Source organism: Nocardiopsis oceanisediminis, from assembly GCF_048595525.1.
In the GTDB taxonomy this organism is placed as follows: domain Bacteria; phylum Actinomycetota; class Actinomycetes; order Streptosporangiales; family Streptosporangiaceae; genus Nocardiopsis_A; species Nocardiopsis_A oceanisediminis.
Genome location: NZ_JAFMZJ010000001.1, coordinates 3,652,205 through 3,672,710 on the forward strand (window position 1 = coordinate 3,652,205; position 20,506 = coordinate 3,672,710).

The following is a 20,506-nucleotide window of genomic DNA, read 5'->3' on the forward strand; positions in this document are numbered from 1 at the left end:
GGCCTTTCCGCGGCGCGGCGGGATGTGGCATGCTGATGTTTGGGCGAACGCCCAAGGTGGTCGTCCAGGGCGGTCGGCCAGGATCGGATGGAACCGGAGGAGCGGTGGCGACGGCGGCGGAACGGGGCAGGCAGGTGCGGGCGCGGCTGGTCGAGGCGGCGGCCGGGCTGATCGGAGAGCGCGGCTGGGCCGGGGTGAGCACCCGGATGGTGGCCGAGCGGGCCGGGGTCGCCCCGGGCCTGGTGCACTACCACTACTCGTCGGTGCAGGCGCTGCTCGGCGAGGCCGCGGTCCAGGTCGTCGGGGAGGTCGCCGCCGCGGCCGCCGGCGGGCTCGGCCCCGGCGTCGGCCTGGAGGAGGGGATCGACCGCCTGGTGGGCGCACTGGACGCCTTCCCCGGCGACGACCCCACCACCTTCCTGTTCACCGAGGCCTACCTGGCCGCCGCGCGCGACGCGGAGCTGCGCGAGGGCATCACCGGGGTACTGGAGGGCTTCCGCGCCGCGGTCGCCGAGTGGCTGCGCGGCTGCGGTGCGGCCGACCCCGAGGCCACCGCGGCGGTGGTCACCGCCGCGGTCGACGGCATGATGCTGCACCGCGCGCTGGACCCCGGACTCACCTCCGCCGCGGTCTCCCCCGTGCTGAAGCGGATGCTGGGCGCGGCGCCGTGACCGCCCCGGAACCGGCCACCGGAGACGACGAGGAAAGGAGCGGCCCCATGAAGGCCGTCATCATCGGGGCGGGCATCGCCGGACTGGCGCTCGCCCAGCGCCTGGACGCACACGGCTGGCAGGTCACCGTGGTGGAGCGCGCCCCCGGGCCGCGCCCGCAGGGCTACATGATCGATTTCTTCGGCCCCGGCCACGACGCCGCCGAGCTGATGGGCGTGCTGCCGCGGATCCAGGAGCTGGGGCACCGGGTCGGCGAGGCGGTCTACGTCGACGAGAGGGGGCGCCGCCGCGCCTCGGTGGGCTTCGACGCCTTCGCCGCCTCCCTCGGCGGCGGGCTGGTCTCCATCATGCGCCCCGAGCTGGAGCGCGCACTGCGCGAGTCGCTCCCCGAGCGGGTGGAGATCCGCTACGGTACCGGGCCGCGGCGGATCGCCGAGGAGGCCGGCGGGGTCCGGGTGGAGCTCTCCGACGGCACCGAGCTGGAGGCGGACCTGCTGGCCGGCGCGGACGGGATCCACTCGGCCGTGCGCCGCCTCGTCTTCGGCGAGGAGCAGGAGTACCTGCGCTACCTCGGCTTCCACACCGCCGCCTACGTCTTCGCCGACGCCCGGGTGCACGCGCTGGCCGCCGGCCGCTTCCACCTCACCGACACCATCGGCGCCCAGATGGGCCTCTACGCCCTGGACGGCGACGGCGTCGCGGTCTTCACCGTGCACCGCACCTCCGACCCCGCGCTGCCCGAGGACCCGCGGGCCGAGCTCCGCCGCGTCTACGCGCGGCTCGGCTGGGTGGTCCCGCGCGCCCTGGAGCTGTGCCCGCCGCCGGAGGAGGTCTACTACGACCAGGTGGCCCAGATCGAGATGGACCGGTGGAGCAGGGGCCGCACCGTGCTGGTCGGCGACGCCTGCTACGCGGTCTCGCTCCTCGCCGGCCAGGGCGCCTCGCTCGGCGTCGGCGGGCCCTTCGTGCTCGCCGAGGAGCTGGCCCGCGCCGGCACCGTCGAGGAGGGGCTGCGCCGCTACGAGGAGCGGTGGCGGCCGGTGGCCGAGGAGCGCCAGCGCGCCGCCCGGGTCGGCACCCGCTGGTTCCTCCCCGACGGCCGGACGCGGCTGTGGCTGCGCCGCCAGGCGCTGCGGGCGGCCGGCTTCGTGCCGGGGCTCGGGAACCTCATCGCCGGTTCGCTGACCGGCAAGCCCAGCCGGGTCGTCAAGGACGTCGCCCTGGAGGAGTCGGCCCGGACCCGCTGACCCGCCCCGCCCGGCCCGGTGATCCGAACGTGGTTTTGAGGGTTTTTCCGTCTCAGGCCCCTCTCCCCTGCGCTTCTCCGCGCAAAGGTTCAACCGCTGCTTCAACGGTACGGTCGAAGGGGCAGGCGTTCCGGAGGAAAGGGCGGAGAACATGGCGGAGGCATCCGGCGGCGGAAGTGCGGACCGGGCGGCGCCGGCGGAGGTGATCCGGGTCCTCGGGGCCCGCGAGCACAACCTCGCCGGCATCGACGCGGACATCCCCAAGGGGCTGCTCACCGTGGTGACCGGGGTGTCCGGATCGGGCAAGTCCTCCCTGGTCTTCGACACCCTGCACAAGGAGGGGCAGCGGCAGTACCTGGAGTCGCTGGGCATGGTCACCGGGTTCGTGAGCAGGCCCGCGGTGGAGGCGATCACCGGCCTCTCCCCCTCCATCAGCGTCGACCAGCACCTGACCAACCGCAGCCCCCGGTCGACCGTGGGCACCACAACCGAGGTCTTCACCTACCTGAGGCTGCTGTGGGCGCGCGCCGGGCACCGGCCCTGCCCGGCCTGCGGCGGCGACGTCCCGCCCTCGCACGAGGTCGGCGAGGCGGTGCCGGACGCGGAGGACCCGGAGGCCGGCGCGCCGGATGGCACCGCCGAGGACGAGCCGCCGGTGCCCTGCCCGCACTGCGGCACCCTGCTGCCCGGCCCGGCCATGCGGGACTTCTCCTTCAACAAGCCCGCCGGGGCCTGCCCCGGCTGCACCGGGCTGGGCACCGTCATCCGCGCCGACACCGCCCGCCTGGTCGACGAGGAGCGCTCGGTGGCCGGCGGCGGCGTGCCCGGCTGGCCCCCCGGGCTCACCGAGCGCAACATCGGCATCCTGCGCGCCGCCGCCCGGCACTACGGCTTCGGCTTCGACCCGGACCTGCCCATCGGCAGGCTCGGCGGGGCCGAGCGCGCCCTGCTCCTGCACGGGGTGGACTCCCCCGAGTTCCGCCGGCTGTTCCCCGGAACCGAGCCGCCCGCCCGGGTCTCCGACGGCCGCTTCGAGGGCGTCGCCACCAACGTGCTGCGCCGCTACGCCGAGCGCATCGAGGACACCGCCTACCGGGAGAAGACCGAGCGGCTCCTGGTCAAGGAGGGCTGCCCGGACTGCGGCGGCGAGCGGCTGCGCCCGGAGAGCCGGGCGGTCACCGTCGCCGGGACCACCATCATCGAGGCCCAGCGCCTCCCGCTGAGCGGGCTGGCCGAGTGGATCGGCGCGCTCCCCGGCCGGCTGGGCGCCGAGGAGCGGGCGGTCGCCGAGCCGGTCGTCGCCGACCTCGCCGAGCGGCTGCACCGGCTGACCGCGGTCGGGGTGGGCTACCTGACCCTGGACCAGGCCGCCCCCAGCCTCTCCGCGGGCGAGGCCCAGCGGCTGCGCCTGGCCGCGCTGCTCGGCTCCGGGCTCACCGGGGTGCTCTACGTGCTGGACGAGCCGACACTGGGCCTGCACCCCGCCGACACCGAGCGGCTCATCGGGGTGCTGTACCGGCTGCGCGACCTCGGCAACACGGTGCTGGTCATCGAGCACGACCCGGCGGTGCTGCGCGCCGCCGACCACGTCATCGACATCGGCCCGGGGGCGGGCCGCGACGGCGGGCGCATCGTCGCCCAGGGCACCCCCGACGAGGTGGCCGCGGCCCCCGGATCACTCACCGGCCGCCACCTCAGCGGCGCCGTGCGGCCGCCGGCGCGCTCCGGGCGCCGGCCCGGCGGCGCGGAACTGGTGGTGCGCGGGGCCCGGGCGCACAACCTGGCCGGCGTCACCGCGCGGTTCCCGCTAGGCCTGCTGGTCGCGGTCTCCGGGCCGTCCGGGTCCGGGAAGTCCTCGCTGCTGCTGGACATCCTCGCCCCGGCCGCGCGGCGCCGGTTCGCCGGGGCGTCGGAGGAGGTCGGTGCGCACGACGGCATCGACGGCTGGGAGCACCTGGACAAGGTCGTCGCCATCGACCAGCAGGCGATCGGCCGGATGCCGCGGTCCAACGCCGCCACCTACACCGACGCGTTCACCCCGATCCGGGAGGCGTTCGCCGCCGCGCCCGGCGCCCGCGAGCGCGGCCTGGCGCCCGGCCGCTTCTCGTTCAACGTCGCGGGCGGCCGCTGCGAGCGGTGCACCGGCGCGGGCGTGCTCGAAGTGCGGATGCACTTCCTGCCGGCCATCGGGGTGCGCTGCCCGGCCTGCCGGGGGCGGCGCTTCAAGCCCGAGGTGCTGGCGGCGAAGTACGGCGGCCGGGACATCGCCGAGGTGCTGGAGATGACCGTCGACGACGCCCTGCTGCTCTTCGCCGACCTGCCCGCGGTCGCCTCCCGGCTGCGGCTGATGGCCGACGTCGGCCTGGGCTACCTGCGGCTGGGCCAGCCCGCGACCACCCTGTCCGGCGGCGAGGCGCAGCGGATCAAGCTCGCCAAGGAGCTGGGCCGCCGCTCCACCGGCCGCACCCTCTACCTGCTGGACGAGCCCACCACCGGGCTGCACGCCGCGGACACCGCGCGGCTGCTCGCGGTCCTGCAGCGGCTGGTCGACGCCGGCAACACGGTGCTGGTCATCGAGCACGACCCGGACGTCATCCGCGCCGCCGACCACGTCATCGACCTCGGCCCGGCCGGCGGGGCGGCGGGCGGGCGCATCATCGCCCAGGGCGCCCCGGAGGACATCGCCCGCTGCCCGGAGTCCCGCACCGGCGCCTTCCTCTGACCGGCCGGGGCCGGCGCTGACCGGAGCGAAGGCGCTGTTCCTGCTGCTCTCCGGCGACCTGCACGCCGTCGGAGCCGCGGCCCCGCCGACATCATCGACCGAGCCGCGGCCGGCGGGGTCCGCCGGGTCGTCCTGCTCTCCACGCTGGGCGTGGTGACCCGGCCCTTCGGCCGAACGCGGATCGCGATGCGCGCGCTGGAGGACGTACTGAGGAGGTCCGGCCTGGAGTGGAGCATCCTGCGGCCGGGCGGCTTCGCCTCCAACGCTCTGTGGCGGGCCGAGTCGGTCCGCGCGCAACGCCGCCGCGTTCCGCTGAGACCGCCCGGCTCGCCCCGGGCGGGGCCGCCGAGAGGTCAGGCCACCGGTGCGTGGGCCTCGGCCCATTCCCGCAGCTCGGCGAAGTCGCCGTCGCGCAGCCCCAGTTCGGGGGCGATGCGCAGGAGCAGGCAGTGCTCCGGGTAGTGCTCCCGGGCCCATTCGGTGTCGCGCGGGGTGATCTCGTCGTCGATCCAGGCGAACGGGCGGCCCGCAGCGTAGCCGGCCAGGGCCCGGGTCTTCCAGTGCAGGCCGGCCGGGTCGGTGAAGTGGGTCCGCTCCCACTCCACGACCGGCAGCGGCGGCAGCCCCAGGTGGGGGGCGATCCATTCGTTGGCCTCGTGCTCCCAGGTGGTGGCCCAGACCGGCTCGAACGGCAGGGCCTGCAGCTTCGGGCCGTGGCGGGGGTCGAGCAGAACGGTCAGCGGCCGCACCTGGAAGCCGTCCGGCCCGCCGTGCATGGCGGTCCAGGAATCGGGCAGCATCGTGTGCGCGGTGTAGCTGGCCGGCCGCCTCCCCGGGGCGGAGCGGAACGGGTTGAGGGGGCCGTCCACGTCGATGAACAGCAGCGGGCGCTCGGTCAAGGGACCTCCTACTCGGGGCGGGCCGCCGCCGGTTCCCTCCCCCGGGGCCCGCTGACGGATTCGACGCAGGGGGGCGTTTCCCGGTTCACGGAGGGGCCGGAACCGGCCTCGTCCCACCGGTGAACCGGTTCGGCCGGGCCGCCGGGCGGACACCGGGGCCGGCGGTTTCCGGCCCTCCGTATCCGCGCAGCGGTGGCGGAGCCGCGGCGAAATCCCGTTGCGCCGGTCATCCGGCCATAAGAGCATGCCCGGATGACCGAACCGGAACTCCCCCCGCACCATCACCACCTGACCTTCAACGACCCGCTCTCCGCCGAGCACGCCGCCCGGCTGATCCGCACGCTCGGCCCGCTCGCCGGGAAGCGGGTCGCCGACCTCGGCTGCGGCTGGGCCGAGCTGCTGCTCCGCACCCTGGAGAGCGAGCCGGCCGCCACCGGCACCGGCGTCGACCTCGACGAGCGGGCCATCGCGCACGGCCGCGCCCTCGCCGAAGCGCGCGGACTGGCCGACCGGGTGGAACTGGTGGCGGGCGACGCCGCCTCCTGGGCCGGCGGCCCGGTCGACGTGCTGATCAACCTCGGGGCCTCGCACGTGTGGGGCGGGGAGCCCGAGGCGCACACCGGGAACGCCCTGTCCGCAGCGGCCGACCTGCTGGAACCGGGCGGCCGGCTGCTGTTCGGCGAGGGGTTCTGGCAGCGGCCGCCGACCGGTGCGGAGATGGCCGCGATGCCCGAGGGGCTCCCCCGCGGGCAGTACCGCTCCATGGCCGACCTGGTCGACTTCGCGATGTCGCACGGCTTCCGCCTGCTCGCGCTCTCCGAGGCGAGCCGGGCCGAGTGGGACGAGTTCGAGAACGGCCACTCGCTGCGGATCGAGGAGGCGATCCTGGCCGCCCCCGGTTCCCCCGGCGCCGCGGAACTCCGCGCTCGGGCCGATGCCCACCGGGAGGTCCGGCTGCGCGGCTTCCGCGGGCTGCTGGGCCTCGCCTACCTCACGCTGGTCCGGACCTGACCGGCTGAAACCCCTCTCCCGGCCGGGGCGGCGGAACCCGGCGCCGGCCCGGGGAGGGGACGGGCCGACGCCGGGGCGCCCCTGCCCTCGGGGCGGGAGCGCCCCCGGGGCAGGCGGCCCGCCCGATCGCCGCCGCCGCGGACCCGGCTGCCCGAGGTCCCGTCCGGCGGGCGGGGAAGGCGCTCCGGCGGCTGGGAGCGGTCCCGGCGCCGGAGCGGCCGTTCCGGTGGCCGGACTGCCCGCCGGCGCGCTTCCCCGTGCGCGGTCGGTGAGGCCGATGGGGACGATCCTTCTCCATCGCGTCCGGCGCCGGGGCCGCTTTCCGGGAATCCGATCGCCAGAGGTCGACCGAAACCCGCCGGGCCGCCTTTCCGCGAGTGCCCGCCCCGCCGCGGACCCATTGCCCTTTATACCCCCTGGGGGTATTCTGCTCGCCATCCGCCCACCCGGACGGGGTGCGCGGGAGACGGCGCGGGTGGAGCGGCTTCCACCGGCGGGAGCGGAAGAAGGGCCGGGGCATGCAGGTCGAAGGGTTCGCAGAAGAGGGCTACGGAGAGGTGCGCCGGGTCTTCCAGCGCCTGGTGGACGACGGCCGGGAGACCGGCGCCGGGGTCTCGGTCTGGAAGGACGGCCGCGAGGTGGTCCGGCTGAGCGGAGGATGGGCCGACGCCGGCCGGGTGCGCCCCTGGCAGGCCGGCACCATGGTGCGGACCTACTCGGTCTCCAAGCCCTTCGCCGCGCTCGCGGCGCTGGTCGCGGTGGCCGACGGGGCACTGGGACTGGACGACCCGATCGCCGGCCACTGGCGCGAGTACGGGGTGCGGGGCAAGGACCGGACCACCCTGCGCCACCTGCTCACCCACCGGGCCGGCCAGCCCCGCTTCCCGGAGTCCGCCGCCGCCCTGGACCCGCTGGACGGTGCCGCTCTGCGGCGCGCCCTCGCCGAGGCCGCCCCGGAGTACCCGCCGGGCACCGCGATCGGGGAGCACGCGCTCACCTACGGCCACCTCATCGACGGCGTGCTGCGCGCGAGCACCGGCGCCTCCCTGGGAGAGGTGTTCGACACCCGGGTCCGGCCCGCGCTCGGGCTGGACGCCCGCTTCGCGGTGCCCGAGGAGGAGCTGCACCGGGTCGCCGACCTGGAGCACGCCGTACCGGAGTGGCCCCGGCTGCTGCCCGCGGAGCCCTGGCTGCGCACGCCGCCGGGCCCGCTCGACCCGGAGCTCGCCAACTCCCGGGAGTGGCGCCGGTCGGTCTTCGGCGGGATCGGCCTGCACGCGACCGCCGGCACCCTGGCGGAGTTCTTCTCCCGCCTCACCGCCGAGGACGGCCCGGTGCGCGACCTGCTCGGTCCCGAGCTGCACGCCGAATACATCTCGGCGCAGGCCACCGGGTACGACGAGGTCTTCGGCACCGAGCTGACCTGGACCGCGGGCTTCATCCGGGACGGCGGGAAGATCGCCAAGGGCGGCATCGGCGGCTCCGCGGCCTGGTGGTCGATGAAGAACGGCCACGCCGCCGCCTACCTGACCCGCCGCCTGGACGACCACTCCCGCGCGGCCGAGATCGCCGCGGTCCTCGGCGACGACCTCACCGTCACCACGGAGGGCTGACCCCGCGCGGGCGGCCACCCGGCGGAGGCCCGCCGGGCGGGCCGCATCCGGGAGGGCGCGCGCCCCGGCACCGGTGACCGCCCACGCTCCCCACCCGGCTCCGCGGCTTCGCCCCGGGGCCGCCCCTGGGCGCCGGGCCGCCGCCATCGGGGCGGACCCCGGCCGCCCGCCGGGTCGGCGGCAGGGGCCGGCACGCGCCGGGGGCGGGCCGCCGGGCGGGACGCTCACTGCAGCCAGAAGCCGGTGCGGGCGAGCCAGAGGTCCAAAAGGCCCTCGTCGCCGGTGACCTCGACGCCCGGGGCGGGGCGGCGGTAGACGAACAGGACGAGGCCGGTGAGCGGGCCGCGGGCGGTCACCGCCGCCTCCCGGGCGGTGCGCGACCAGGCCGGGGCCGCGCCGGACAGGTCGGCGAACCAGGCCGCATCGTCGTCGGAGGCCCGCAGGAGGACGCTCCGGCCGGCCCCCAGCAGCGCAGGCCGGCCCGGCTCCGCGGCGTAGGCCTCGGGGTGCGCGCCGTTCTCCATCCACTCATCGAGGACGCCCCGGGCGGCCTGCGCGCCGAGCCGGTACTCGGCGCCGACCGCCAGGCAGGCGTCGGCGCGGTGCACGGCGGCCTCGCAGGCCTCCCGGCGGGCCCAGAACCGCGTCCGGAGCGAGAGGTCGTCCGAGGGGTTCCACACCGGGGCGTCCGGCCCGGCCCCGCGCAGCGCGGCGGAGAGCGCCGCGGCGCCCTCGGCGAGCCAGCCGTCCAGGAACGCGCCGTCCTCGTCGGCGTACCCGGAGACGTCGTTCAGCCGGTCCTCGGCGACGGGGCCGGCGGCGCGGGTCCGGACGACCTCCTCGGCCCACCGCTGCGACCGGCCCAGGTGGCGCAGGAGCTGCCCGAGGTTCCAGCCGGGGCAGGTCGGCACCGGGGTCCGCATGTCCGCGCCGCGCACCGCCTCCCGCAGCAGGTCGGTCTGGGCGGTGATCTCCGCGCAGTACCGCTCGTACTCCGCACGGTCCATCGGGTCTCCTCCGCGTCAAGGGGCCGGGCCGAGGGCCAGGCTGCCCGATCGGCGCGGCGCCGTCACCTCTTATTCCCACCGGCGGGGCCGCCCGCCGCTCCGCGCGCGGCCCCGTCTACCCTTGCCCACGTCCACGTCCCGGCCCCCCGCCCGGCGGGCGGATCCGGGACCGCCCCGAAAAGGAGCCCCATGCGCGTTCTCGTCGCGGGCGCCACCGGCGCCGTCGGCCGCCTGCTCGTCCCCCTGCTGGTGCGGGCCGGGCACGAGGTCACCGGGACCTCCCGCACCGAGGAGGGCGCCGCGCGGGTGCGGGCCCAGGGGGCGCGGGCCGTCCGGGCCGACGCGCTCGACCCCGGCGCACTGCACCGGGCGGTGTCCGAGGCCGCCCCGGAGGCGGTGATCCACCAGCTCACCGACCTTTCCGGCGCGGACGGCGCGGCCAACGGGCGGCTGCGCCGCGAAGGCACCCGCAACCTGGTGGACGCCGCCGCGGCGGCGGGGGTGCGCCGGATCGTCGCCCAGTCGATCTGCTGGGCCTACGCCCCGGGCGACGGCCCGGCCGACGAGTCGGTCCCGCTGGACGGCCGGGAGGAGCAGCCGCGGGCCGGGATGGTCGGCGCCGTCCGGGCGCTGGAGGAGACCGCCGCCGAGCTGGAGACCGCGGTCCTGCTCCGCTACGGGATCCTCTACGGTCCGGGCACCTGGTACGCACCGGGCGGGGCGGTCGCGGCCGCGCTGGCCGGGGAGCCGGGCGCGCCGTTCCTGGGCAGCCTGGAGGCCGGCGACGCGGTGAGCTCCTTCGTGCACGCCGCCGACGCGGCCCGGGCGGCGGTCGCCGCCCTGGACTGGCCGGGCGGCCCGGTCAACATCACCGACGGCGACCCGGCGCCCGCCCGGGAGTGGCTGCCGGTGCTCGCCGAAGCCCTCGGCGTCCCCGCGCCGGCCCCCGCTCCCGAGGGGAGCGGCCCCGACTGGGCGCGCGGCGCCGACAGCGCCCTGGCCCGCTCCCGCGGCTGGACCCCGGAGCACCCCACCTGGCGGACCGGCTTCGCCGGCCAGGGCGCCTGAAGTCCACCGGCGGGGACGCGTCCTCCGGGCGCTCCCCGGGCGGCGGCCGGCTGTCGTCCTCCCGCTATAGCCTCGCGGGATGAGCGACGAGACCGTCCGCACCGGCGCCCCGGCCCCGAGCTCCCGCGTGCAGGCCGCCGTCCAGCGCGTGGCCCCGGAAGAAGAGGACCGGCAGCGCACCGTCCTCGCGGCCGAGCTCCGCGCGGAGCTCGGCCGCACCGGCCGGGTCGTGGTGCATCCGGCCTATGCGGAGCAGGGCCCCCTGCTCAAGTCGGCCATCCGCCGCGCCGCACGCGAGATCGGCGAGAAGGCCAGGATCCGGACCTTGGAGGGCGGGGCCCTGTCGGCCGTCCTCCTCGAAGAGCCCGGCCCTTAGGAGAGGGGGCCGACCGCGCCCGCGGCGCCATCGGCGCGGGCCGCCGAGCCCCTGGTGCCCGCCGCGCGGGGAGCACGTGGGCGGCCGCCCCGCAGCGCGGCGGCCGCAGCGGCGGGACGGCCCTGAACAGGTGACTCCGCCGGGCCCCGGAACTCATCGGGGCGGCGGGACGGCGGCCCCGCCCTGCTCAGACCAGCGTCGAGATGCAGAACGGGTGGCCCGCCGGGTCCAGCAGCACCCGCCAGCGGCCGGGGTCCGGCTGGACCGGGGCCTCGGTGGCGCCCAGCGCGACCAGGCGCTCCCGGGCCGCGTCCAGGTCGTCGACGCCCAGCTCGATGTGGGCCCGCTTCTCCCGCTCGGGCTCCGGCCAGGTCGGGGGCCGGTAGCCCGCCACCCGGTTGAACCCCAGCCCGAGCGCGCCCTCCTCGGCGAGGAACACGAAGTGGTCGCTGGAGAAGGCGACCGGCAGGCCGAGCGCCTCCCCGTAGAAGCGGGCCAGTCCGGCCGGGTCCGGGCAGTCGAAGGTCACCGCGGAGAAGCGGGCGGCCGGCGCGTTCGCCCCGGCGGTCGTTCCAGTCGTTTCGCTCATGGAGGGGACGGTACGGGCCGACCAGGACGGGTTCTGTCCTGGTCGTGGTGGAGACTGCGGAAATGCTGAGTACGTCTGCGCGGCTGCTCCGCCTGCTCTCCCTGCTCGCCGACCGGCCCTCGTGGACCTGCGAGGAGCTGGCGGAGCGCCTGGAGGTCACCGGCCGCACCGTCCGCCGGGACATCGCCCGGCTGCGCGAGCTGGGCTACGGCGTCGAATCCGACCCCGGCCCCTGGGGCGGCTACGGCCTCGGCCCAGGTGACCGGGTTCCGCCGCTGGCCCTGGACGACGAGGAGGCGCTGGCGGTCGCCGTCGCCCTGCGCGAAGCCGCGCTCGGCGGCGATCTCGGCGGCGACCGGGCCGCGCTGTCCGCCCTGCTGAAGCTGGGCCGGCTGCTGCCCGCCGCGGTCGCCGGGCGGCTGGGCGGGATGGACGCGGTGCTGGCGTACGCCCCCGGCCCCGAGGAGGGGCGGCTCGTCGCCGGCGTGCTGCTCGAACTGGCCTCCGCCTGTCGCGGAGGGGAGCGCTGCCGGCTGTCCTACCGGGACCGGTCGGGCAGGGCCACCGTCCGGGAGGTGGACCCCTACCGGCTGGTGCGGGCCGCCGGCCGCTGGTACTTCGCCGCGCGGGACGCGGAGCGGGGCGAGTGGCGGACGTTCCGCGCCGACCGGGTCCGCCGGATCGAGCCCTGCGGGCGGCCGGTGGACCCGGTGCAGGGGCCCGACCCGGTCCGGCTGGTCGCCGAGGCCCGCACCGCCGGAAGGTACCCGGTGTACGCGGTGGTCCGCCTCCCGGTGCCCATGGAGCGGGCGCTGCGGCTGGTGCCGCCGTCGGTCGGCGCGCACCGCCCGGACGGCCCGGAGGCCACCGTGGTGGAGATCGGCGGCCCCGACGCCGACGGCCTCGCCGGCTACCTCCTCGGCCTGGAGACCCCGCTCCGGGTCCTGGCCCCCGACGCGGTGCGCACGGCGCTCCTGGAGCGGGTGCGCGCCCTGCTCGCGGAGAACGGGGAGCCGGGACCGCCGTGACCGGGCTGCCCCGGGCCGGGGCCATCGGGCGGCGATGCCTCCGCCGATGGCCGGTGCGGCGCCGGTGGTGAACCGCGTTTCGCCGCTGAGCAGCGCTGAGCAGGGAGGCGGCGAAGGCGGGGCTCGTGGGGCTGCGCGATGCGGCCGACCGGGAACATGGCCCCCGCCTGCGCCCCGCCCCCCCGGGGCGGCGCCCATCGTCCGCGCGAACAGAGGCGTCGACACCGCCGGTGACCGGTGCGGCGGCCCGGGCGGTCCCCACCGCGCCGTGTTCGGCGGCCGCGCAGGGGCCGCGCAGGGGCCGCGGCCGGCGTACCGGTCATCCCCGGGTTCGAGGCGCCGTCGGACACCGCCCCGCCGGCGGCGGCCGCACCCGTCAGGTCTCGGGCGCCCCGCCGCTCCGGGCCTTCCGCAGCGCCGCGGTGATCCGGTCGACGTCGCCGCGCTCGGCCGGGGGCAGCGGGGCGCCCGCCTCCTCGCGGAGCCGGGCCGCCGCGGCCAGCAGGCGGGACGCCTCCCCGGGCCGGCCCGCGAGCAGGTGCGCGCCGGCCAGTCCTTCGTGGGCCAGGGCGATCGCGCGCGGGTCCCCGGTGGCCTCCGCCGCGGCGAGGCCCCGCCCGTGCAGCTCCAGGGCGGCGCCGGGGTCGCCGCGTTGCTCGGCGAGGAACCCCAGTTCGGCCAGGAGCAGCGCGGAGCCGTTCTCCGCGTCGAACCCGCCGTTCCACTCCAGCCAGGTCCGCAGGTACTCCTCCGCCTCATCGAACCGCCCCCGGCGGCGGGCGGAGAGGGCGAGTCCCACCTCGGCGAACTCCTGGGCGCGGCGGTCGGCGTGCGCCACGGCCAGGCTCCGGCCGCGCTCGTGCAGCCCGTCGGCGCGGTCGTGGTCGCCGGCGAGCAGGGCGATCCGCCCCAGCTCCGACCAGCGGACGGACGCCTCGCCCCACAGGTCCAGGTGCTCGGCGTGGGCCAGGCCGTCCCGGTGCCGCTCCTCGGCCTCCCGGTAGTCGCCCTCGATCTCGGCGAGCCTGCCGAGCACGCCGCCGGCCTGGAGGAGCCCCCACCGGTCGCCGGCCTCGGCGAAGAGCGCCCGCCCCTCCTCGGCGTCCCGCCGCGCCCCGGCCAGGTCGCCGCGGACCTGGCGGTGCAGCCCCCGGGCGGTCGCGGCGGCCGCGACGCCCCACCGGTCGCCCCGGGCGCGGAAGCCCTCCAGCGCGCGGCGGTTCAGCTCCTCCCCGGCGTCCAGGGAGCCGAACAGCGTCTCCGCGTACCCCAGGAGCCAGGCCTCCCGCCCGTCTCCCGCCGCCGCCCCGGCCGGGGCCTCCTCCCGCCACGGCTCCCCGGAGAGCAGCGTCATCCCGGCCAGCCAGGCGGAGAGCACGGTCCGGTCGGCTCCGGCGTCCAGCGCGGCCGCCAGCGAGCGCTTGGCCTCGGTGAACCGGCCGCGCAGGAACCAGTACCAGGCCAGCGCCCGCACCAGCCGCCCGGCGAGCGGCGCGTCGGCGGCCTCCAGCGCGGCGCGCAGGTTGGCCGTCTCCGCGTCCAGCCGCCGCAGCCACCTGCGCTGGTCGCCGCCGCGCAGGTGCGCGTCGGCGCGCTCGGCCAGCCCGGTGTAGTACAGGGCGTGCGCGCGGACCAGCGCCTCGCGCTCGTCCTCCGGCAGCCGCTCCAGGCAGTAGGCGGAGACCGACTCCAGCAGCCGGTAGCGCGGCGCCCCGCCGGCCGAGACGACCACCAGCGACCGGTCGGCGAGCCGGGCCAGCAGGTCGACGACCTCGGCGGGCTTCACTCCGCCGCCGGCGCAGAGCGCCTCGGCGGCCTCCAGGTCGCAGCCGTCGCGGTGGACCGCCAGGCGGCGCAGCACGGCCCGCTCCGCGCCGGTCAGCAGGTCCCAGCTCCAGTCGATCACGGCCTTGAGCGTCCGCTGCCGGGCCGGTGCGTCCCGGGGGCCGCCGACCAGCAGGCCGAACCGGTCGTCCAGGCGGTCGGCCAGCTCGGCGGGGCCCAGCACCCGCACCCGGGTGGAGGCCAGCTCCAAGGCGAGCGGGATGCCGTCCATCCGGCGGCAGATCACGGCCACCGCCTCGGCGTTCTCCGCGGTCACGGCGAACCCGGGCGACACGGCGGCGGCCCGGGCGGCGAACAGCCGGACCGCGCTCGCCCCGGCCACCTCGGCCGGGTCCGCGCCGGGCCCGGGGACCTCCAGGGGGTGCACGGGCCACCGCCGCTCCCCGGAGACGCCGAGCGGCTCCCGGCCGGTGGCGAGGATCCGCACGTCCGGCGCGGCGCGCAGCAGCCGCACCGCCAGGTCCGCCACCGCGTCGACGACGTGCTCGCAGTTGTCCAGCACCAGCAGGAGCCGCCGGCCGCGCAGCGCCTCGGCCAGCCGGTGGGCGACGCCCCGGGGCGACGGCTCGTCCCGGAACCCGAGCACGGCGGCCACCTCCTCGGCGGCCCCCTCGTCGCAGGGCCGCCGGCCGGCCAGCTCCACCAGCCAGACGCCGTCGGGGAACGAACCGGCCGCCGCGCGGCCGACCTCCAGGGCCAGCCGGGTCTTGCCGACCCCGCCGGGGCCGGTCAGGGTCACCAGCCGCTCCTCGTCCAGCAGGGCCCGCACCTCCGCGACCGCCTCCGAGCGCCCGATCAGCCCGGTGAGCGGCGCGGGGAGGTTGCCGCGGGGCCGCGGGCCGGGAAGCTCCTGGCGCAGGATCCTCCGCTGCAGCCCGGCCAGCTCCGGGCCGGGATCCAGGCCGAGGTCCTCGTTCAGCCGGTGGCGGGTCTCCTGGAAGGCGTCGAGCGCCTCGCTCGCGCGGCCCGCCCCGTACAGGGCGCGCAGGTGGGCGGCGCGCAGCCGCTCGCGCAGCGGGTGCCGGCGGGCCAGGTCGGCGAGCTCGCCCGCCAGCAGGTCGTGCTCGCCCAGCTCCAGCCGGGTCTCGGCGTACTCCTCCCAGACCAGCAGCCGCTGCTCCTCCAGCCGCGCCGCCGCGGCCTGCGCGAACCGCTCGTCGGCGAACCCGTCGAAGGCGTCCCCGCGCCACAGCCCGATCGCCTCGGCGAACAGCGCCGCCCTGCGGCGCGGGTCCGCGGTGGCGCGGGCCTGCTCCGCCAGCGCCGCGAAGCGCCCGGAGTCCACCGCCCCGGCGTCGACGTCCAGCAGGTAGCCCGGCGGGCGGCGCGGCACCGCCTCGGCGCCGAGCACGCCGCGCAGCCGGGACACCAGGGTCTGCAGCGCCCGGGCGGGGTGGGCGGGGGGACGCTCCCACACCTCGTCGGCCAGGCGGTCCGCGGAGGCCACCCGCCCCGGGGCGACCAGGAGGGCGGCCAGCAGCATGCGGACCTTCGCCTCGGGGACCGCGACCGGTTCGCCGTCGGCCGCCCACACGGCCAGCGGCCCCAGTACACCGAAACGCACGGAAGCAGCCTATGGGCACCGAAGACGTTCCGAAGACCGGCCGAATGCGCTCCCCGGCACTGTTCACCCATGAACACATTCACCGGCAAGAAGGCCGTCGTCACCGGCGGCACGCACGGCATGGGCCTGGCGATCGTCGAGGCGCTGCTCGACCAGGGCGCGGAGGTCCTGCTGACCGGCCGCAACGAGAGGACCCTGGAGGAGGCGGCGACCGCGCTGAAGGGCCGCGCCGCGCACGTCGTCCGCTCGGACGCGGCGAGCATGGCCGACATCGCGGCACTGGCCGAGCAGGCCCGGGACGTCCTCGGCGGCGTCGACCACCTCTTCGTCAACCACGGCATCGCCGAGTTCGCCCCGCTGGAGGAGGTCACCGAGGAGGCGTGGGACCGGCATTTCGCGGTCAACGCCAAGGGGGCGTTCTTCACCGTCCAGGCGCTGTCCCCGCTGCTCGCCGACGGCGGGTCGGTCGTCTTCACCACCGTCGCCAACGACGTGGTCTTCCCGGGGCTGAGCGCCTACTCGGCCTCCAAGGAGGCGATGCGGGCGTTCGCGCACGTCCTGGCGGTCGAGCTGCTGCCGCGAAAGATCCGGGTGAACAGCGTCGCCCCCGGCTACATCAAGACCCCGACCATGGGCGTGGCGGGCCTGACCGAGGAGGAGCGCCGCGAGTTCGAGCGGCAGGGCGACACCTCCACGCCGCTCAAGCGGAACGGGACGGTGCAGGAGGTGGCGAAGGCGGCCCTGTTCCTGGCCGGCGACGCGACCTTCAGCACCAACGTCGAGCTGGCGGTGGACGGCGGCTTCGCCCAGGGGCTGGGTGGGGCGGAGTGAAGGTCGCCGACAGCCCCGACCCGTCGGTCGCCGAGCACGTCCGGCGCTACCTCGCGACCGACGGCGAGAGCGGCTACCTGGAAGGGGGGATGACCAACCTGGTCCTCACCCACCGGGGCCGCACCTCGGGGCGGCTCTACCGGACCGGCCTGTTCTTCGGCGAGGACCGGGGCCGCTACGTGCTGGTCGCCTCCGGGGCGGCGATCACCCACACGCACCCGCAGTGGTACCTGAACGTGGCGGCCGAGCCCGAGGTGCAGGTGCAGATCCGCGGCGAGCGGTTCACCGCCCGGGCCCGCACCGCGCAGGGTGCGGAGCGCGAGCGGCTGTGGAACATGATGGTCGAGCGGGCCCCGGTCTACCGCACCTACGAGGCGCGCACCCGGCGCACCATCCCGGTGGTCGTCCTGGAGCGGGTCGACGCCGGCTGACCCGGTCGGCGACCGGAGCGGGCCGTACCGCCGCCCGCGGGGGCGGCGGTACGGCCCGCCGGCGCACCCGGATCCGGACCGGCCGGGCCCCGCCCCCGGCGCTCCGCCGCGGGCCGGGTGCCCGCCGGGTCTCAGAGAACACCGGGTAGGCGAATGGTCACCGAGTGCGACCCCCTCGGGCCTCCCTGCCCGCCACCGCCCACCCGCGGAGCCCTCCTGAGCGGTCACGGCGGCGCCGGGCTCCGGGTCGCCGCTTTTCCCGGCCCGCGGTCGGGCACTCCGGACGACCGTCCGCATGCCCGACGGCCTCTCAGTCGGAGTTGCACCACACCAGTACGCCGGGACCGTCCGGGGTGGCCACCGGCACCCACGCCTCGTCGGCCTCGTCGAGCCGGCTCTCGTCCAGCCGCAGCCGGTGCTCCTCCGCGTCCTGCTCGTCACAGGCCCAGTAGCGGATGTCCGCCACGCCCTCGCGCAGCCTGGCGGTCTCACCCTCGGCCCAGGAGCGGCAGTGCATGCCGGTGCCGCGGAACTCCTTTTCGAACAACTCCCGGAACGCCTCCAGCGCATCCGGGTTGAAGACCGGGACCAGGAAGCCCTCCACCTGCCCGTGGCGGCAGGCGGTGCCGCCGTACTGCTGCTGGTAGAAGACGCCGGTCGGGGCCTCGACGACCACGTACAGCCAGTCGTCGCCGAACGTGCCGTCGGGGTCGAGGAAAACGTAGCGAGGGGCGCTCATGGCGGCAGTCTCCCCGGCCGCCGCCCGCGGCCTCAACGGCTTTTCCGGCCCCGGGGCCGGCTACCCGGCGCGCCCCGGGGCGCCGTCGAGGCCGGTCCGGGTGATCGGCGGGCGGTCCCAGAGGGCGAGGATCTCGTTGGCCAGCGCAGCGACCTCCAACGGGTTCCGGTCGCGGCCCTGCACGGCGATCGAGGCGGCGGAGAGGCCGCGCGGGACGGCCCCGGCGCCGAGGAGGGCGCGCCACTCCTCCGGTCCGAGCTCCAGGAACTCCAGCCCGGCCAGTCCGGCGACCTCCAGCGGGTCGGCGAGCGTGCCGGGGCAGGCGGTGAGGGTCCGCAACCGGGGCAGCCCGGCGACGGGGCCCAGGCCGAGCGGCTCGCCGTCCCGCACACCGATGCCGAGGACCTCCAGTTCGGGGCGGGCGGCGGCCTCGATGCCCGGCAGGGCGCGGGCGTCGACCCGGGCCTTGGCCGGCGGCCCGGCCCGGTGCCCGCGGCGCGCGCCTTCGGGCCGGTTCAGCACCAGGCCGGTGAGCGATTCGGCGAGCAGGTCCGCTCCGATGCCGTCCTCGTGGCCGATCACGATGACCTGCCCGGTATGGCCGCGCGGGCCGGGGGTCAGGTCGACCGCGATCCGGTCGCCGCCTCCGCTGTCGCCGAAGACGATCCAGCCGGGCGAGCCGACCAGCCCCTGCACCGCGGCGCCGGGCGGGGTGACGACCGCCTCCTGCGCCGCGAACCGCCACGGGCGGGGGCGGGACGGTGCGTCGGCGACGTACAGCCTGTCCAGGGGGAAGAGCTCGCAGCCGACCGCGTCGAAGACGCGCTCCGCCGCCTCAAGGCCGTCGCCCCGGTCCTCCCGCCGCGCCCGCACCGCCCGGTAGACCGCCCTGAGCTCCTCGGGCAGCGCGATGCCCAGCCGCGCTTCGGCGGCGGCGATCTCCGCCTCGGCCGCGCCCACGGCACCGGGGAGCCGCTCGCGGAGCGTCCGCTCCAGCAGGGCCGGGTCGGCCGAGGGCGCCGGAACCGCTCCGGGCACCGGCTCGGGCAGCCGGCGCCAGGGCTCCGGCAGGGCGTCCTCGACCAGGACCAGCGAGCCGGGGTAGGGGGCGCCGGGGCCGGACTCCACCGCGGGGCCGTGGTCGAGTACATGGAAGGCGAACTCCCCGGCCGAGGACCTCTCCAGCACGAAATGGACGTCGTCGGCGCCGCAGGCCGCCAGCGCTCTCCGCACCGGGTCCACCGCGTGCTGCTCGTTCTCCATGTCCGCGAGCAGGGCGCGCCCGCGCCGTCGGCCCGCAGGCCGCGCCGGAACGCTCCACCCGCCCCGGCCGATGCTCCCGGCGGCATGGCCGCCCGGGGCCGTGAGCGCCTCCGGGCTCCTCTCGTGCAGCAGCCTCAGCAGCGGCTCCCAGGTGGCGTAATCGTGTATCGAGGGCAACGGCGGCCTCCGGCCTGTGCGGTGGACTTCGGCGGGACGGCCGCCGTGCACGCCCGGCCCCGCCCCGGTACCCCCGACGCCGTACCGGCCCGAGCGGTTCCACTCAGATCGTTGATGGGAGAAGCCCGCCCTGGGGCGATGATCTTGACGTTGCGGGGGTATCAGAGGGCTCTGATGGCCCCGCAACGTCAAGATCATCGGGGGAAGGGGGAGGGAGTGGGGTGTTCTGCTGGGCCCGTCGCCTTTTCCCATCAACGATCTCAGGCGCCCACGTGCCGGACGGCGGGGATCCGCCGGTCGTGCACGGTGGAGGCGGGGGCCTTCTCCACCAGGTCCCTTCCGCCGGCCGCGCTGCTCGGTCCCGTCGCTCCGCCTCTGCGCCGCCGGATCCGGCCCGGAGGGCAGCCCGCTGCCACCGAACGGTTCGGTGAACCGCTCCTTCCGGATACTTCCGGACCGGCCCGCGGGTGCGCATGGTCGGGCCATGGCCGAAACGCGCGGCGGGATCTCGCGCAAGGGCGCCCTTTTCCGCCGTTCGCACCGCGGTGCGCTTCCGATGCGATCCCCGGTCGGCCTGGCCCCCTCCGCGCCGCGACGCTCGGCCGGGCGCTGAGGGGCCGCCGGCGGTCGCGGGGAACCGGGTAAGGGCGGGGTCGTCTCCGCGGCCGCCGCGCCTCCTCGGCACCGGTGCGGAACCGCCCCGTCCATGCCCGGAACGCCAGGCGGAGGTGCGGCCGGTGCGCGTCCTCGTTCGCGCCCCCGCGGCCTGCGGGCCGGAGCGCCCGGCCGCGCCGTCCGGGGACCCCGTATGTTGTCAGTCGGTGAAGGACGACCGGGATCGGGGCGGCGGCGGGCCGCGGACGGAGGACGGGATGCCGCGCAGCGAGTGCCAGGAGGAGGACCTCCCCGACCTGGGGGTGCTCGCCGCACGCCTCCTCTTCGACTTCCAGGGGGAGCTCTTCGCCGCCCTCGCCGAGCAGGGGCACTCGGAGCTGCGGCCGCGGCACGGCGCCGTCCTCGCCCACCTGGACCGGGAGGGCGGCCGCGCCACCGACATCGCCCGCCGCGCCCGCCGGCACAAGCAGGTCATCGGCAAGCTCATCGACGAACTCGAAGCCCTGGGCTACGTCGAGCGCCGCCCCGACCCGGACGACCGCCGGGCCAAGCTCATCGTCCCCACCCGCCGCGCCCTCGACCAGATGGAGCGCGGTGCCGCGCTCATCGCGGAGATCGAGCGGCGCCACGCCGAAGCGGTCGGCCCGGAGGCCTTCGCCGAGTTCAAGCGGGTCTTCCACCGGATCTCCCGGCCGCCGCAGGAGTGAGCGCCCCCCCGGTGGGCCGTGCGCGCGGGCAGTGCCCTCGGTCCCCCGCGCGCACGGCGCCGGCGGGGCCGCGGGGCAAGGGTGTAGGTGCGGTTTCCTCCCG

The 20,506-nt window shown here is 77.2% G+C and carries 18 protein-coding genes; 12 read left to right on the plus strand and 6 right to left on the minus strand.

The features are described from left to right. Positions 1-104 precede the first annotated feature (104 nt). From J0910_RS16285 to J0910_RS16300, 4 genes are all read left to right on the plus strand, one after another. A complete protein-coding gene (locus J0910_RS16285) occupies positions 105-671 on the plus strand; it encodes a TetR/AcrR family transcriptional regulator (protein ID WP_420159368.1) in 567 nt (188 codons plus the stop codon). A gap of 47 nt (positions 672-718) precedes the next feature. Then, positions 719-1,918, plus strand: a complete 1,200-nt coding sequence (locus J0910_RS16290) for an FAD-dependent oxidoreductase (RefSeq protein ID WP_420159369.1) — start codon at positions 719-721, stop codon at positions 1,916-1,918. Between the two features lie 151 nt (positions 1,919-2,069). Then, complete coding sequence (gene uvrA / locus J0910_RS16295) at positions 2,070-4,640, plus strand: excinuclease ABC subunit UvrA (protein ID WP_420159370.1); 2,571 nt, start codon at positions 2,070-2,072, stop codon at positions 4,638-4,640. Positions 4,641-4,733: 93 nt separating this feature from the next. Then, positions 4,734-5,102 (plus strand): NAD(P)H-binding protein, encoded by a 369-nt coding sequence (locus J0910_RS16300; protein WP_420162007.1) that lies wholly within the window; start codon positions 4,734-4,736, stop codon positions 5,100-5,102. Here J0910_RS16300 and J0910_RS16305 read toward each other — a convergent pair. Further along, on the minus strand, positions 4,994-5,539 hold the full coding sequence (locus J0910_RS16305) for an HAD domain-containing protein (protein WP_420159371.1): 546 nt from the start codon (positions 5,537-5,539) through the stop codon (positions 4,994-4,996). The genes J0910_RS16300 and J0910_RS16305 overlap by 109 nt on opposite strands. Positions 5,540-5,791: 252 nt before the next feature. Between J0910_RS16305 and J0910_RS16310 the strand changes: the two genes are divergently transcribed. Then, positions 5,792-6,550, plus strand: coding sequence for an SAM-dependent methyltransferase (locus J0910_RS16310; RefSeq protein ID WP_420159372.1), 759 nt, complete (start codon positions 5,792-5,794; stop codon positions 6,548-6,550). Between the two features lie 518 nt (positions 6,551-7,068). Further along, positions 7,069-8,163 (plus strand): serine hydrolase domain-containing protein, encoded by a 1,095-nt coding sequence (locus J0910_RS16315; protein ID WP_420159373.1) that lies wholly within the window; start codon positions 7,069-7,071, stop codon positions 8,161-8,163. A 224-nt stretch (positions 8,164-8,387) separates the two neighbouring features. On the opposite strand, the gene J0910_RS16320 is transcribed toward J0910_RS16315, so the two are convergent. Continuing rightward, positions 8,388-9,170, minus strand: a complete 783-nt coding sequence (locus tag J0910_RS16320; RefSeq protein ID WP_420159374.1) for a maleylpyruvate isomerase N-terminal domain-containing protein — start codon at positions 9,168-9,170, stop codon at positions 8,388-8,390. Positions 9,171-9,359: 189 nt separating this feature from the next. Here J0910_RS16320 and J0910_RS16325 point away from each other — a divergent pair, with 189 nt between their 5' ends. Beyond that, the gene (locus J0910_RS16325) at positions 9,360-10,238 is read left to right on the plus strand and encodes an NAD-dependent epimerase/dehydratase family protein (RefSeq protein ID WP_420159375.1); all 879 of its coding nucleotides are present in this window, start codon (positions 9,360-9,362) and stop codon (positions 10,236-10,238) included. A gap of 79 nt (positions 10,239-10,317) precedes the next feature. Next, a complete protein-coding gene (locus J0910_RS16330; protein ID WP_420159376.1) occupies positions 10,318-10,614 on the plus strand; it encodes a hypothetical protein in 297 nt (98 codons plus the stop codon). Between the two features lie 187 nt (positions 10,615-10,801). Here the strand turns inward: J0910_RS16330 and J0910_RS16335 are convergent, their stop codons facing one another. Beyond that, complete coding sequence (locus J0910_RS16335) at positions 10,802-11,203, minus strand: VOC family protein (RefSeq protein WP_420159377.1); 402 nt, start codon at positions 11,201-11,203, stop codon at positions 10,802-10,804. Positions 11,204-11,265: 62 nt separating this feature from the next. Here J0910_RS16335 and J0910_RS16340 point away from each other — a divergent pair, with 62 nt between their 5' ends. After that, entirely contained in the window at positions 11,266-12,231 is a 966-nt protein-coding gene (locus J0910_RS16340) for a helix-turn-helix transcriptional regulator (protein WP_420159378.1), read from the plus strand. A 376-nt stretch (positions 12,232-12,607) separates the two neighbouring features. Here J0910_RS16340 and J0910_RS16345 read toward each other — a convergent pair whose 3' ends face one another. Further along, positions 12,608-15,640, minus strand: coding sequence for an AfsR/SARP family transcriptional regulator (locus J0910_RS16345; protein ID WP_420159379.1), 3,033 nt, complete (start codon positions 15,638-15,640; stop codon positions 12,608-12,610). A 69-nt stretch (positions 15,641-15,709) separates the two neighbouring features. Between J0910_RS16345 and J0910_RS16350 the strand changes: the two genes are divergently transcribed. Together J0910_RS16350 and J0910_RS16355 are read left to right on the plus strand one after the other, a co-directional pair. Continuing rightward, the gene (locus J0910_RS16350) at positions 15,710-16,471 is read left to right on the plus strand and encodes an SDR family oxidoreductase (protein WP_420159380.1); all 762 of its coding nucleotides are present in this window, start codon (positions 15,710-15,712) and stop codon (positions 16,469-16,471) included. Further along, on the plus strand, positions 16,468-16,902 hold the full coding sequence (locus tag J0910_RS16355; protein ID WP_420159381.1) for a nitroreductase/quinone reductase family protein: 435 nt from the start codon (positions 16,468-16,470) through the stop codon (positions 16,900-16,902). Before J0910_RS16350 ends, J0910_RS16355 begins: the two co-directional genes overlap by 4 nt. 310 nt (positions 16,903-17,212) lie before the next feature. Here J0910_RS16355 and J0910_RS16360 read toward each other — a convergent pair whose 3' ends face one another. Both J0910_RS16360 and J0910_RS16365 read right to left on the minus strand, forming a co-directional pair. Next, the gene (locus J0910_RS16360; protein ID WP_420159382.1) at positions 17,213-17,641 is read right to left on the minus strand and encodes a DUF6210 family protein; all 429 of its coding nucleotides are present in this window, start codon (positions 17,639-17,641) and stop codon (positions 17,213-17,215) included. A gap of 60 nt (positions 17,642-17,701) precedes the next feature. Then, positions 17,702-19,081: an SMI1/KNR4 family protein gene (locus tag J0910_RS16365; protein WP_420159383.1), complete on the minus strand. Its 1,380-nt coding sequence runs from the start codon at positions 19,079-19,081 to the stop codon at positions 17,702-17,704. A gap of 821 nt (positions 19,082-19,902) precedes the next feature. On the opposite strand from J0910_RS16365, the gene J0910_RS16370 reads away from it, so the two are divergent. Further along, positions 19,903-20,403, plus strand: coding sequence for a MarR family winged helix-turn-helix transcriptional regulator (locus J0910_RS16370; protein WP_420159384.1), 501 nt, complete (start codon positions 19,903-19,905; stop codon positions 20,401-20,403). Positions 20,404-20,506 lie beyond the last annotated feature (103 nt).

Coding starts and splice junctions, on each gene's coding strand:
- J0910_RS16310 (WP_420159372.1), top strand. CDS start 5,792: ATGACCGAACCGGAACTCCCCCCGCACCATCACCACCTGACCTTCAAC.
- J0910_RS16315 (WP_420159373.1), top strand. CDS start 7,069: ATGCAGGTCGAAGGGTTCGCAGAAGAGGGCTACGGAGAGGTGCGCCGG.
- J0910_RS16325 (WP_420159375.1), top strand. CDS start 9,360: ATGCGCGTTCTCGTCGCGGGCGCCACCGGCGCCGTCGGCCGCCTGCTC.
- J0910_RS16320 (WP_420159374.1), bottom strand. CDS start 9,170: ATGGACCGTGCGGAGTACGAGCGGTACTGCGCGGAGATCACCGCCCAG.
- uvrA (WP_420159370.1), top strand. CDS start 2,070: ATGGCGGAGGCATCCGGCGGCGGAAGTGCGGACCGGGCGGCGCCGGCG.
- J0910_RS16290 (WP_420159369.1), top strand. CDS start 719: ATGAAGGCCGTCATCATCGGGGCGGGCATCGCCGGACTGGCGCTCGCC.
- J0910_RS16360 (WP_420159382.1), bottom strand. CDS start 17,641: ATGAGCGCCCCTCGCTACGTTTTCCTCGACCCCGACGGCACGTTCGGC.
- J0910_RS16340 (WP_420159378.1), top strand. CDS start 11,266: ATGCTGAGTACGTCTGCGCGGCTGCTCCGCCTGCTCTCCCTGCTCGCC.
- J0910_RS16350 (WP_420159380.1), top strand. CDS start 15,710: ATGAACACATTCACCGGCAAGAAGGCCGTCGTCACCGGCGGCACGCAC.
- J0910_RS16335 (WP_420159377.1), bottom strand. CDS start 11,203: ATGAGCGAAACGACTGGAACGACCGCCGGGGCGAACGCGCCGGCCGCC.
- J0910_RS16330 (WP_420159376.1), top strand. CDS start 10,318: ATGAGCGACGAGACCGTCCGCACCGGCGCCCCGGCCCCGAGCTCCCGC.